Below are 12731 nucleotides of genomic sequence, written 5' to 3'. Positions count from 1 at the left end.
CTAGAATGTGCTTCCCCCAACCGGAGCCATGCCATGCACATCCTTGCCGACGAAAATATTCCGCTGGTCGATGAGTTCTTTGCCGGTCTCGGAGCGATTCGTCGCATGCCCGGCCGCAGTATCAACCGGGCGGCGCTGGAAGGCGTGGATGTGCTGCTGGTGCGCTCGGTGACGCGGGTCGACCGCGAATTGCTGCAAGGCACGGCGGTGCGCTTCGTCGGCACCTGCACCATCGGCACCGACCATCTGGACCTCGACTATTTCGAGCAGGCTGGCATCGATTGGGCCAGCGCGCCAGGCTGCAATGCGCGGGGGGTGGTCGATTATGTGCTGGGCGGCCTGTTGGCGTTGGCCGAGGTCAGCGGCGAAGCGCTGGCGCAACGTCGTTTCGGCGTGGTGGGCGCCGGCGAGGTAGGCGGGCGCTTGGTCGAGGTGCTGCGGGGCCTCGGCTGGGACGTGCGCGTCTGCGACCCGCCGCGCCAGGCGCGCGAAGCTGGCGGTTTCGTGTCGCTGGACGAAGTGATCGCCGAGTGCGATGTCATCAGTCTGCACACCCCGTTGAGCATGAACGGCGACTGCCCGACCTTTCATTTGTTCGACCGGCAGCGGCTGAGCAAGCTGCGACCGGGCGCCTGGCTGATCAACGCCAGCAGGGGGGCGGTGGTGGATAACGCGGCCTTGCGTGATCTGCTACTGCAGCGCCCGGACCTCGAGGCGGTACTGGATGTCTGGGAAGGCGAGCCGCAGGTGGACGTCGAACTGGCTGATCTGTGTCGCATCGCCACGCCGCATATTGCCGGTTACAGTCTGGACGGCAAATTGCGCGGCACGGCGCAGATCCATGCGGCCTATTGCGCTACACGCGGCCTTGAGCCGACCGTCCAGCTGGCGCAGCTGATGCCGGGTGCTGCGCTGACCGAGCTGACCTTCGCCGCATCGGCAGAGCCGGCCGAGATGCTGGCAACGCTGTGCCGGGCAGTCTACGACCCGCGCCGCGACGATGCCGACTTCCGCCGCAGCCTCGTCGGCGACGACGCGCAGCGCCGGACAGCGTTCGATCTGCTGCGCAAAGGCTACCCGACGCGCCGCGAGATCGACGGGCTCGCCGTGCGGATAGAGGGGAACAACCGAGCGCTGGAAACGGTTGTCAGCGCGCTCGGGGCCCGCTTGCTGCACTAGCTGGCAGATCGGGCGCAGCTTGGATGCAATTTCCATCCTGCTCCGCTAGCATTACCCGTCCTGTGCGACACGTGTGTACGTGTCGTGCTTGGTTTGGTTTACTGCACCATGGCTCCAAACCCTTTGCTATCAGGGGGTTAATGCTTAAAACAGCAGTCAATGTACCGGCTCTGCCTGGTAAACCTATGCTTCGGACGCTCTGCGTTTTAGCGAAGCTAGGCAATAAATCTGCATCAGTTCGCGCCCAAAATGGGTTCAGAGTGAGGTGCAGACACAGGAAAGTAGCTTTCCGGCCCGTCTGGATTGTTACAAATAAATGTCTAAGCCTGAGGGTGAATTCCGCCCTCAGGGCAGAACTTCGTCCTCTTGTTTGGCATAGAGCCTTATCACCGTCGTGAGACGTTGGGGACGTTGAACCAAGCACGGAGCGTCAAGCTCCGAAACGCATTGCTCAGCTCCGCTTGCACAGGGAGTACCGAGCCGGGCATGTACCTGCCCGTTCATTAGATCGGCATGCGTCAGGGGCCAACCCTGGGGTGTGAAGCCCGATTAACAATGTCTCGCTCGCAAGAGGGTGTTATCCGGTGACGGAGAACGCTTCGCGTCCGAATTGCACGGACGTGTCGAGGCTAATGACCCAACCCGCATGGCTAACACATGTGAATCGTCGCCAGAACCCTCGTCATAATGGACGGGCCTACGGCAATTATTGGCCTCAGCCAAAAACGGCAATGCAGTCGGTCATCACTGTGGGATGAGGTGATGCGGTACCGCAGACTGCCGGGGGAGAGACGAAGCCTAAACGGGGAATTGATGCGTCTCGGGGAACGTGGCAATCCCGACCACCCGCCTGGGCAGCAACATCGGTCAGGCAGGCAAACTGCAAGGGGCGCTGATGGGTGTGGGGAATGGGAGGATGCAAAAAGCGAAGGGCTACCTGTAATGGGTGGCATACCGGTTGAGACATTACCGGCAGGGGCAACCCTGGCTGACGTGCATCTGGTTTACGAGCGCAAGAAGAGCCGCTGATTCCAGCGATAACCAAACGACCCTATGGGCGACTACTGCCCATAGGGGAGTAGTCCGTCCTGAATGTCGTGCATATCAGGAGGACAGTATGAAAACGCAACCGGCAGCACCGGTCGCGTCTGCGTCCTTCGACGGGGTGAAGAACTGGCACGATCTCGATTGGGCCAGGATTCAACAATCCGTTCGGAAAACGCAGCTAAAGATTGCGCAGGCAACTCGGGAAGGCGACTGGCGCAGGGTTAAACGCCTGCAACGCCTGCTGACCCACTCGTTTTATGGCCGCTGTCTGGCCGTAAGACGAGTCACGGAGAACCGGGGTCGCAAGACGCCGGGTGTCGATGGAGAAACCTGGGGAACGCCTCAGGCCAAGCTCCATGCCGTGGGACGTCTGTCGAAAAAGCGAGGCTATCGGCCCAGGCCGCTGCGGCGGGTATGGATACCGAAGCCTGGAAAGCATGAGAAACGCCCGCTGGGTATCCCGACCATGTTGGATCGGGCCATGCAGGCGCTGTATCTGCAAGTGTTGGAACCTGTCGTGGAAAGCACCAGCGATCCGAAGTCCTATGGGTTTCGCCCGGATCGTTCGACTGCTGACGCAATGGTTGAGCTTTTCCACCTGCTGTCGCCGCAAACGGCGCCGGTCTGGATTCTGGAAGGCGACATCAAGGGTTTCTTCGACAACATTAACCATGAGTGGCTGTGCTGGAATGTACCGATGGACAGGACGGTACTGCGCAAATGGTTGAAGGCCGGGGTTATCGACCGGCGACAACTCATGGCTACGGAGGCCGGGACGCCGCAGGGTGGGATCATCTCGCCCTGTCTGGCAAACGCCACCCTGAATGGTCTGGAGACTCAGCTAAAGCGCCATCTGGTGAACAAGTTGGGGACCCGGAACGCTAAGAAGAGCAAGGTACAGTGTGTTCGCTATGCGGATGACTTCGTCGTAACTGCAGCCTCGAAAGAGCTGTTGGAGGAAGAGGTCAAGCCCTGGGTAGAGCAATTTCTGTCGGTACGAGGAGTTGCGCTGTCACGGGAGAAAACGCAGATCACGCACATCCACCAAGGCTTCGATTTTCTGGGGTGGAATTTCAGGAAGTACGTGCCGAAATCGCCGTATAGGAATGCCAAGCTGCTGATCAAGCCCTCGAAGAAGAACGTCTCGGCGTTCTATCGGAAAGTGCGTGAGATCATCAAAGGCAGCGGAGCACTGACGCAGGACGCGTTGATCGGCCAGCTGAACCCGGTACTGAAGGGGTGGGCGCAATACCACTCCACGGTCGTGGCAAAACAAACCTTCAGCAAGCTGGATAGCCTTATCTTCTGGCGACTCTGGAGGTGGGCGAAGCGGAGGCATCCGCGGAAGTCGGCTGACTGGATCAGGAAAAAATACTTCCGATCCATAGGTGGGCAGAACTGGGTGTTTGCGTATCCCTACAAAAATGGCAAGGGAGAAAGGCAGTTCCGGCGGCTGTACGAGCTGGCGGAGACCGCAATCGTGCGTCACAAGCGTTTATCGGGAGAGTATCAGCCCTACGACGCGACGCAGGAGCTGAAGTGGGAGGCGTTGAGGGTTCAACGGATGCAGCACACGCTGCGTTATCGAGGACAGATCCTCAGCATCTTCCGTAGGCAGAAGGGGCTATGTGCCCTGTGCGGGCATGCGATCAGCAAGGAAACCGGTTGGCACGACCATCACGTCATCAGGCGTGTGGACGGCGGGACGGATACCTTGAGGAACCGTGTGCTGCTTCATCCCAACTGTCATGCGCTGGTGCATAGCCGGCGTGAAAAGGTAACTCTGCGATACGGTGGCCAGAGATGCTAATATCTCGCACCATTAATGTCGGTTAGCCTCTTGGCTGGCTTTTCGTAAACTTGAGCCGTATGCGGTGAAAGCCGCACGTACGGTTCTTAGGGGGGACGGGCCAGTAATGGCCTGTCCCTACCCGACCTGCCTAGTTCCCCGCGATGGTGTTATGAGTTATCAGGTTCTTGCACGTAAATGGCGTCCGCGCTCGTTCCGCGAAATGGTCGGCCAGACGCATGTGCTCAAGGCCCTGATCAACGCGCTGGACAACCAGCGTCTGCACCATGCCTATCTGTTCACCGGTACCCGCGGCGTCGGCAAGACTACCATTGCGCGGATCATCGCCAAGTGCCTGAACTGCGAGACCGGCGTCAGCTCAACACCCTGCGGCCAGTGTTCGGTCTGCCGGGAGATCGATGAAGGACGCTTCGTCGACTTGATCGAAGTGGACGCCGCGAGCCGCACCAAGGTCGAGGACACCCGCGAGTTGCTGGACAACGTGCAGTACGCACCGAGCCGCGGACGTTACAAGGTCTACCTGATCGACGAAGTGCACATGCTCTCGTCGCACTCTTTCAACGCGCTGCTCAAGACCCTCGAAGAGCCGCCACCCCACGTCAAGTTCCTGCTGGCGACCACCGATCCGCAGAAGTTGCCGGTGACCATCCTGTCGCGCTGCCTGCAGTTTTCGCTGAAGAACATGCCGCCGGAGCGAGTCGTGGAACATCTGTCCCATGTGCTTGGCGTCGAGAATGTGCCTTTCGAGGAAGATGCGCTGTGGCTGCTCGGGCGCGCCGCGGACGGCTCGATGCGCGACGCCATGAGCCTGACCGACCAGGCGATCGCCTTCGGTGAGGGCAAGGTGCTGGCCGCCGATGTGCGGGCGATGCTTGGCACGCTTGATCACGGTCAGGTCTACGGCGTGCTGCAGGCGCTGCTTGAGGGCGACGCTCGGGCGCTGCTCGAAGCCGTTCGCCATCTTGCCGAACAGGGCCCGGATTGGGCCGGTGTACTGGCGGAAATGCTCAATGTGCTGCATCGCGTTGCCATCGCCCAGGCGCTACCGGATGCGGTGGATAACGGCCAGGGCGATCGCGATCGGGTGCTGGCACTGGCCCAGGCGCTGCCAGCCGAAGATGTGCAGTTTTATTACCAGATGGGGCTGATCGGCCGCCGCGATTTACCGCTGGCGCCCGATCCGCGCAGTGGCTTCGAAATGGTTCTGCTGCGTATGCTGGCGTTCCGTCCGGCGGATACGGATGACGCGCCGCGAACATCGCTAAAGAATTTGGGAATCAGCCCGGCCACAGCTGATTCCAAGCCTGCAGCGGTGGCCGATACCGCTGCTCCCGGCGTGTCGCCTGTTCCTAGTTCCGCTCCAGAGGCTCCTGTCGCCTCAGAGATGCCGATGTCTGCTGCTGTGGTGGCGGCCACCAGCCCTGTCGAGCCGCCGGCCGCAGTCGCTCCTGAGCAGCCCGCCGCGGCAGAGCCACCGGCACCGTCAGCGATTGAAGAACAGCCGGTGCCAGTGGTCGATGTGCCCTGGAACGAGCCGCCCGAGGTGGCGCCGGTGGCCGTCGAGTCCGATGCCGTTCAGCCGGAGCCAGCGCTGGACGGTCCGCCTGATCATGTGGCCGCCGTGGTCCAGGTCGAAGAGCCTGACGATGACGAGCCGCCGCTGACTGATGAAGACTATTTCGAGGTGGAGAACCAGGCTGAGGCGTACCTCGAAGAATTGCAGCAGGACAAGACGGACCAGCAGGAGGCCGAGCCGCTGCCGGCGGTTGAGCCTGCCACCGGGCTGGCTGCCGAATGGCTGGAGCTCTATCTCAAGCTCGGTCTGTCCGGCCTGACTGGCAGCATCGCAGCCAACTGCACGTTGATTTCGGTGGAGGGCGATCGCTGGCTGATGCACCTCGACCCGGCGCAGAGCGCCCTGTTCAACCCGACGCAGCAGCGCCGGCTGAACGATGCGTTGAATCAGTACCACGGGCGGACGCTGCAGCTCGATATCGTGCTGCAGAAGCCCGAGCAGGAAACGCCGGCGCAGGCCGCGCAGCGTCGTCGCGCCGAGCGACAGCGTGCCGCCGAGCAATCGATTCATGCGGATCCGCTGGTCCAGCAGTTGATGCAGCAGTTCGCCGCGGTGATCCGTGAAGGCACCATCGAACCCGTAGAACACTCAGAACCCTGATCGAATTGAGGTGATACCCATGATGAAAGGTGGCATGGCCGGCCTGATGAAGCAGGCGCAGCAGATGCAGGAAAAGATGCAGAAGATGCAGGAAGAGCTGGCGAACGCCGAAGTCACTGGCCAATCCGGTGCCGGCCTGGTCAGCGTGGTGATGAACGGGCGTCATGACGTCAAGCGCGTCAGCCTCGATGACAGCCTGATGCAGGAAGACAAGGAAATCCTCGAGGACCTGATCGCCGCAGCTGTTAACGATGCGGTGCGCAAGATCGAACAGAACAGTCAGGAAAAGATGGCCGGCATGACCGCCGGGATGCAGCTGCCGCCGGGCTTCAAGATGCCGTTCTGATCCATCAAAGTCCCACCCGAGCCGTTCCGCTTGCCAGGGAGCGGCCCGCTTTTCCAGTGATTCAAACCGAGACGCTCATGAGCTTCAGCCCGCTGATTCGGCAACTCATCGATGCCCTGCGCATTCTTCCTGGCGTCGGGCAAAAGACCGCACAACGCATGGCGTTGCAGTTGCTCGAGCGCGACCGCAGCGGTGGCCTGCGCCTGGCGCAGGCGTTGACGGCGGCGATGGAAGGGGTCGGCTACTGCCGGCAGTGCCGCACGCTGACCGAAGACGACCTCTGCCCACAGTGCGCTGATCCGCGGCGCGACGATTCGCTGCTTTGCGTGGTGCAGAGCCCGGTGGATGTGTTCGCGGTCGAGCAGACCGGCTTTCGTGGACGTTACTTCGTGCTCAAGGGGCATCTGTCTCCACTCGATGGCTTGGGTCCGGAAGCCATTGGCATCCCCGAGCTTCTGGCGCGTGTTGCGGACGGCGCGTTCACTGAAGTCATCCTCGCGACGAACCCCACGGTGGAAGGGGAGGCGACGGCGCATTACATCGCGCAGATGCTGATTCCCAAGGGGCTGACCATCAGCCGAATCGCCCACGGCGTTCCGCTGGGCGGCGAACTGGATCTGGTCGACGGCGGAACCCTCGCCCATGCCTTGGCCGGCCGCAAGACGATCAGCCTATAACCTGCAGCATTGATGATATGCCACCTCGGTAGTGCCGTTTCCCGTGTGATTCAGGTACAGTTCTAAGCCATTAACGTTAGATAACTAAAACGAATATAGTCCTTCGTTCTGGTTATATGTACTGGCTATTCGAATCGAGGTCGAAATGAAAGCAAAGCATTGGCTGGTTCCGGCTCTGCTGTTGCTGAGCGCGTTTGCTCAGGCGCAGGAGAAGTTCAAGGTTGGCTACATCCGCGTGATGGACGATGCCCAGGCCATGGTTGCACATGAGGCTGGCTTGTATAAGAAGCACGGCCTTGATGTCGAGCTGATCGAGTTCAGCTCCGGTACCGATCTGATCAAGGCGATCGTTGGCGGGCAGTTGGATACCGGCGTGCTCGGCTTCACCAATGCGGTAGCCTGGGCTTCCAAAGGCGCAGATCTCAAGGTCGTGGGCGGTGCTCAGCAGGGCTACCACTCCATCGTGGCGCTTGAGGGTTCGGGCATCGAGAAGGTTGCGGACCTGAAGGGCAAGATCCTTGCCTCCCAGAAAGAAGGAAGCACGGCCGATGCGGTGCTGCGCGGCGTGACATTGAAAAGCGCAGAACTCAAGCCGAGCGACGTCAACATCATGGGTGTCAGCCCGGCCGTTGCGGTGCAGTCGCTGGTCTCCGGACGTGTCGATGCCGCCTTCCTGTTCGAGCCATACGATCGCATCGCGCAGCTGGTTGCACCGGTTCAGCAGGTCTACGAGATCGGTGAAGTGTGGCCGTTCCCGTGCATGGTTGTGATCACCTCCGGCGACACCCTGGCCAAGCGCAAGGACGCCGTCTGGAAGTCGCTGGATGCTCAGCGCGATGCCATCGAGATGCTCGACAAGCAGCCAGCCGAGGCAGCCAAGCTGATCGCCGACTACTTCATCGCCGAACCGACGCTGAAAACGCTCAAGCGTGGTGAGCTTGCTCGCGAGGTGGTGATCGAGGAGGCGATCGGCACCCAGACCTTCAGCGCCAAGCTTGGCCAGGACGATCTGGCGCGCATTCAGGAGCTGGCGGACATTCTGCAGGAGCTCGGTTCGCTGAAGACCCGCGATGGCAAGCCGTTCGACACCAGTGCCATCGTCGATCTGTCCTGGCAGGAAGCTCGCCAGCTCTGATCGCTCCCTCTGTTTGGAACCACACGGGCCCGGCCTTGCGCCGGGCCGTTTGCATCGCCCGCATTGCCGGGCAATTTCGTTTCTGGATTTGCGGATTTTTATGCAACTCAGGTTTGAAGAAGTAGACAAGCGCTTCGGGCAGCTCGAAGTCATCAAGGGGTTCAGCGGCGAGTTCGCCCAGGGCGAGCTGGTTGCATTGGTCGGGCCTTCAGGCTGTGGCAAGTCGACCCTGTTGCATCTGGTTGCGGGGCTGGAGAAGCCCAGCGCTGGCCGCGTGCTTGCCGATGGCAAGCCGATCACCGAGCCGAGCCCGCGGCGAACGCTGGTGTTCCAGGAGCATGCGCTGTATCCCTGGCTCAGCCTGCAGGGCAATGTGGCCATGGCGCTCGAGCTGCAGGGCGTGGCCAAGGGCGAGGCCTTTGAGCAGGCGCGCGTCTGGCTCGAGCGTGTCGGGCTCAATGGCTTCGAGCACTACTATCCGCACCAGGTTTCCGGTGGCATGCGCCAGCGTACCGCCCTGGCCCGGGCTTTTATTGCCAAGCCCGAGGTGCTGTTGCTGGACGAGCCGTTCGGCGCCCTCGATGCACTGACTCGCATGGCGCTGCAGGATGTGCTGCGCGAGCTGATCGAGGAGCATCAGCCGACCGTGCTGCTGGTTACCCATGACGTCGATGAAGCCCTGTATCTGGCCGATCATGTGCTGGTGTTCAGTGCGCGGCCGACTCGGGTGCTCAAGACGTTCAATTTCACCCATTGCGAAAAAAGCCACGACCTGTCGGACTTCGCTGCCGAGCGTAAGGAAATCCTCAGCCTGCTGGGCATCAAGACGGAGGTAGCGCACCCATGAGTCAGGCTCGTCGTCTTACCGGCCCGAAGAAATATCTCGCCGTCGTTCTGGCCATCCTGTTCATCCTGCTGATCTGGCAGGTGGCGGCCTGGAGCCTGCCTGCGTTCCTCATGCCGGGTATCCCGACCGTCGTCGAGCGTCTGATCACCACGATCCAGCAAGCGGAGTTCCGCGAAGGCCTGTACGGCAGCATGAGCCGCCTGGGCAGTGGATATGGTTTCGCCTTGCTGTTCGGCATCGGTTTCGGCCTGGTTGGGGGCGTGCTGTTCTTCTTCCGCGAGATCCTGCGCTCGGCCATTGTCATCCTGCAGTCGATTCCGTCGATCGCGTGGGTGCCACTGTTTCTCATCGTGATGGGCTTTGGCAACCTGCCGATCATCGTCGTGGTGGCGCTGGCGGCGTTCTTCCCGATGGCGCTTTCGGTGATGAACGCCACCGAGAGCGTGCAGCCAGTGCATGTCTCGGCCGCACGGGTGATGGGTGCTTCGCGTTGGCAGCTGCTGCGCCGCGTGTACCTGCCGGCGGTGATGCCAGAGCTGATCACTGGTGCCCAGCTGGCCTTCGGTAATGCCTGGCGTGCACTCATCTCCGCCGAGATGCTGATCGGTTTCGGTCAGGGCCTGGGTCGCTCGCTGGCTTACTCCGGGGAGATCGCCGATATGGTGGGGGTCATGATGAACATCCTGGTGATCGCCATTCTCGCGACCCTGATCGATCAGGTGGTGCTGGAGAAGTTCAAGCAGCGAATGCTGCGCTACCAGTACGTTTAGGATTGGCCCGTGCCTGCTTCGTCGCGCATCGTTCTGTGGCTCGCCTTGTTGGCGCCAGCTGCGTCCTTGGCCGAGCCACTGCCGATAGCGCTGCCCGAACACCGTGTGCTCTCGAGTAGCGAGACGGAGAGTTTCGAATCGGCGCTGGCCGAGCAGCTCGGCGCCGAGCTCGGGCGTCCGGTGCAGCTCGTGGTGTCGGAAGGAGAGGCCGCCGTGCGCATGGATGCCAGCCTGCCGCGTGGCGTGAGTGCCTACTATCGCGCCGTGCCTGCCGCGCTCGTCGCGACCGAGGCGGGCCCGCCGGCTGGGCCGATCTTCACGATCAGCCGGTCTGCGTCAGCAATGCAAGCCCCTATGCGCCACTGCTGCGCCAACGCTTTGCGGCATCTCCGCGGCAGTATCCCAGCACAGCGCACGCACTTATCGGCCTAAAGCTCGGCGAATGCGTGGCGGTGGTCGAGGATGAAGGCTTACTGACGGAGCTGGCCACCTTGCCGGAATGGCGTCGCTACAAGCGACTGCTGCCTGCGCTGGGCAACGCCGAGCGGCAGCTTCGCCTGGTTGCCGACGACACCAAGCTACAGCAGGAGCTCGACGCGCTCATCGCTCGCTGGTCCGCGGACGGCAGCCTGGCGGAACTGACGCGGCAGTGGATCGATGAGGTCGCCTTTCAGGCCTATGTGCTGGCCGACACTCTGGATTGCCACTGATCGCCTCGCAGTCAACATCAGCGGCTTGTTCAGTGCTCGGTATCGACGATCCGCGGTAGCGCTCGCTGCAGTCCATCGAGCATGAGTGGGGCGCGAATGTGCCCACGCAGGGTGCCGTCGGGGCCCACCAGCGCCAGATTGCCGCTGTGGCTGACGCTGTAGTCGCCCTGAGCCTCGTTCGCCGGCACGAACGGCAGGCCAAGCGCCCTGGACAGCTGCTGTAGTTGCTCCATTTTGCCGGTGAGGCCGCTGAAGCCCGCGCGGTAGTAATCGAGATAGGTCTTCAGCTGCTGCGGTGTATCGCGCTCAGGATCGGCAGTGATCAATACCAGCTGCAACCGCCCGCGGGTATCGCTCGGTAGCTGGCCGAACACTCGGCGCATGTCGCTCAGCGTTGTCGGACAGATGTCCGGGCAGGCGGTGAACCCAAAGAAAAGAATATGCCAGCGTCCCTGCAATGACCGCGTGTCGAACGGCTGGCCATCCTGGTCGATCAGCGTTAGCGGAGGTATCACACGCTCACGCGGCAGCAGCAGAACATTCGCCTCATCCAGCAGGGCGTCACGGTCCAGTGCCAGTGCTGGTGTGGTCCAGGCAAGCGCAAGAATCAGCAGGCAGCGCCAGAGAGTCATTGGCACAGCGGCTCCTCTAGATCGCGTCGAGGCCGTAACTGATCAGCGGTCGCTCAGCGCGAAAGCGGTCAGGGTAAAGGTCGGAATGCCAATGTCCTGCAACTTCTGCGATCCGCCGAGCTCGGGCAGGTCGATGATCGCAGCGGCTTCATGGATGCTGGCACGCATGCGTCGCACCAGCTGGGCAGCGGCGAGGAGGGTGCCGCCGGTGGCGATCAAGTCGTCGAACAGCAGTACCGAATCGCCTTCGCACAGGCTGTCGGCATGGATCTCCAGGTGCGCTTCGCCGTATTCGGTGCAATAGGCCTGCGACAGCACGTCTGCGGGCAGTTTGCCCTGCTTGCGGAACAGCACCAGTGGCTTGTTCAGCTCATATGCGAGGATCGAACCGATCAGAAAACCGCGGGCGTCGAGTGCGCCGATATGGGTGAAGTCGGCTTCCACGTAGCGCTGGATCAGGCTGTCAGCCACCATGCGCAGCGCTTTCGGCGACTGGAAAAGAGGGGTGATATCGCGAAAGATTACGCCCGGCTGCGGAAAATCCGGCACCGGGCGGATCAGGGTCTTGATGCTGAATTCGTCGAAGATCATCGGGTTACTACTCCAAAGACTCGGTGACTCAGACGTCCATGGCACCGCCGGCGAGGGCGCACAGTCCGATGGAATCCAGAATGCGCACCTCCTTGCCCTCGGCTTCGAGCAGGCCGTTCTGCTGGAAGCGGGTGAATACGCGGGATACGGTTTCGACCGCGAGGCCCAGATAATTGCCGATCTCGTTGCGCGACATGGGCAGGCGGAACTGGTTGGCCGAGAAGCCCCGCGCACTGAAGCGCGCCGAGAGGTTGATCAGGAAGGTGGCGATGCGCTCATCAGCGGTCTTTTTCGACAGCAAGAGCATCATCTGCTGATCGTCGCGGATCTCGCGGCTCATGATACGCATCAGCTGGCGGCGCAGTTGCGGCAGCAGCACGCTCAGTTCATCGAGTCGCTCGAAGGGAATTTCGCATACCGATGTGGTTTCCAGCGCCTGGGCCGTAACCGGGCAGCTTTCGGTGTCCATGCCCGACAGGCCGACCAGCTCGCTGGGTAGGTGGAAGCCGGTGATCTGCTCCTCGCCGCCGTCGGTCACGCTGAAGGTACGCAGCGCCCCGGAGCGCACCGCGAACACCGAGCTGAACACGTCGCCCTGGCGGAACAGTGTCTCGCCTTTCTTCAACGGGCGTCCGCGCTTGATGATGTCGTCCAACGTGTCCATGTCCTGCATGTTCAGGGACAGGGGCAGGCAGAGCCCGGAAAGGCTGCAATCCTTGCAGTGAGCTTGCCGCTGCGCACGGACCTTGATCGACTCGGACATAGAGGGCTTCCTGGAAAACCGGGTTATAGCGCGCAAGGTTAACTCAGC

General features: G+C 61.6%; 11 protein-coding genes and 1 pseudogene. 9 read left to right on the top strand and 3 right to left on the bottom strand.

Going from position 1 to position 12731, the window contains the following annotated elements:
- Positions 1–33 precede the first annotated feature (33 nt).
- The 9 genes and pseudogenes from pdxB (at position 34) to HZR81_RS13925 (ending at position 10697) form a co-directional block, all read left to right on the top strand.
- Positions 34–1179, top strand: a complete 1146-nt coding sequence (pdxB, locus tag HZR81_RS13965) for a 4-phosphoerythronate dehydrogenase PdxB (RefSeq protein ID WP_444816821.1) — start codon at positions 34–36, stop codon at positions 1177–1179.
- A 1117-nt stretch (positions 1180–2296) separates the two neighbouring features.
- Positions 2297–4036, top strand: a complete 1740-nt coding sequence (gene ltrA, locus HZR81_RS13960) for a group II intron reverse transcriptase/maturase (protein WP_500128462.1) — start codon at positions 2297–2299, stop codon at positions 4034–4036.
- Between the two features lie 151 nt (positions 4037–4187).
- A complete protein-coding gene (gene dnaX, locus HZR81_RS13955; protein WP_500128461.1) occupies positions 4188–6212 on the top strand; it encodes a DNA polymerase III subunit gamma/tau in 2025 nt (674 codons plus the stop codon).
- A gap of 19 nt (positions 6213–6231) precedes the next feature.
- Positions 6232–6558 (top strand): YbaB/EbfC family nucleoid-associated protein, encoded by a 327-nt coding sequence (locus HZR81_RS13950; RefSeq protein WP_008567825.1) that lies wholly within the window; start codon positions 6232–6234, stop codon positions 6556–6558.
- A 77-nt stretch (positions 6559–6635) separates the two neighbouring features.
- On the top strand, positions 6636–7235 hold the full coding sequence (recR, locus tag HZR81_RS13945) for a recombination mediator RecR (RefSeq protein WP_102841319.1): 600 nt from the start codon (positions 6636–6638) through the stop codon (positions 7233–7235).
- 145 nt (positions 7236–7380) lie between these two features.
- Complete coding sequence (locus HZR81_RS13940; protein WP_063543425.1) at positions 7381–8370, top strand: ABC transporter substrate-binding protein; 990 nt, start codon at positions 7381–7383, stop codon at positions 8368–8370.
- A 100-nt stretch (positions 8371–8470) separates the two neighbouring features.
- On the top strand, positions 8471–9217 hold the full coding sequence (locus HZR81_RS13935; RefSeq protein WP_102841318.1) for an ABC transporter ATP-binding protein: 747 nt from the start codon (positions 8471–8473) through the stop codon (positions 9215–9217).
- Complete coding sequence (locus HZR81_RS13930) at positions 9214–9987, top strand: ABC transporter permease (protein ID WP_102841317.1); 774 nt, start codon at positions 9214–9216, stop codon at positions 9985–9987. Before HZR81_RS13935 ends, HZR81_RS13930 begins: the two co-directional genes overlap by 4 nt.
- A 9-nt stretch (positions 9988–9996) precedes the next feature.
- Positions 9997–10697, top strand: a pseudogene (locus tag HZR81_RS13925) (type 2 periplasmic-binding domain-containing protein).
- A gap of 29 nt (positions 10698–10726) precedes the next feature.
- On the opposite strand, the gene HZR81_RS13920 reads toward HZR81_RS13925, so the two are convergent.
- Genes HZR81_RS13920 through fnr form a run of 3 tightly spaced genes read right to left on the bottom strand, consistent with a single transcriptional unit; the run spans position 10727 to position 12683 of the window.
- Positions 10727–11335, bottom strand: a complete 609-nt coding sequence (locus HZR81_RS13920; protein WP_500128460.1) for an SCO family protein — start codon at positions 11333–11335, stop codon at positions 10727–10729.
- Between the two features lie 36 nt (positions 11336–11371).
- A complete protein-coding gene (locus HZR81_RS13915) occupies positions 11372–11920 on the bottom strand; it encodes an adenine phosphoribosyltransferase (protein ID WP_063543415.1) in 549 nt (182 codons plus the stop codon).
- 28 nt (positions 11921–11948) lie between these two features.
- Entirely contained in the window at positions 11949–12683 is a 735-nt protein-coding gene (gene fnr, locus HZR81_RS13910; protein WP_500128459.1) for a fumarate/nitrate reduction transcriptional regulator Fnr, read from the bottom strand.
- Between the last annotated feature and the right edge of the window lie 48 nt (positions 12684–12731).

The sequence above is a fragment of the Pseudomonas sp. LM13 genome (assembly GCF_041381355.1).
GTDB lineage: Bacteria > Pseudomonadota > Gammaproteobacteria > Pseudomonadales > Pseudomonadaceae > Stutzerimonas > Stutzerimonas frequens.
The sequence above is the reverse complement of the archived record's forward strand: the minus strand, read 5'-3'. Positions and strand labels throughout refer to the sequence as shown.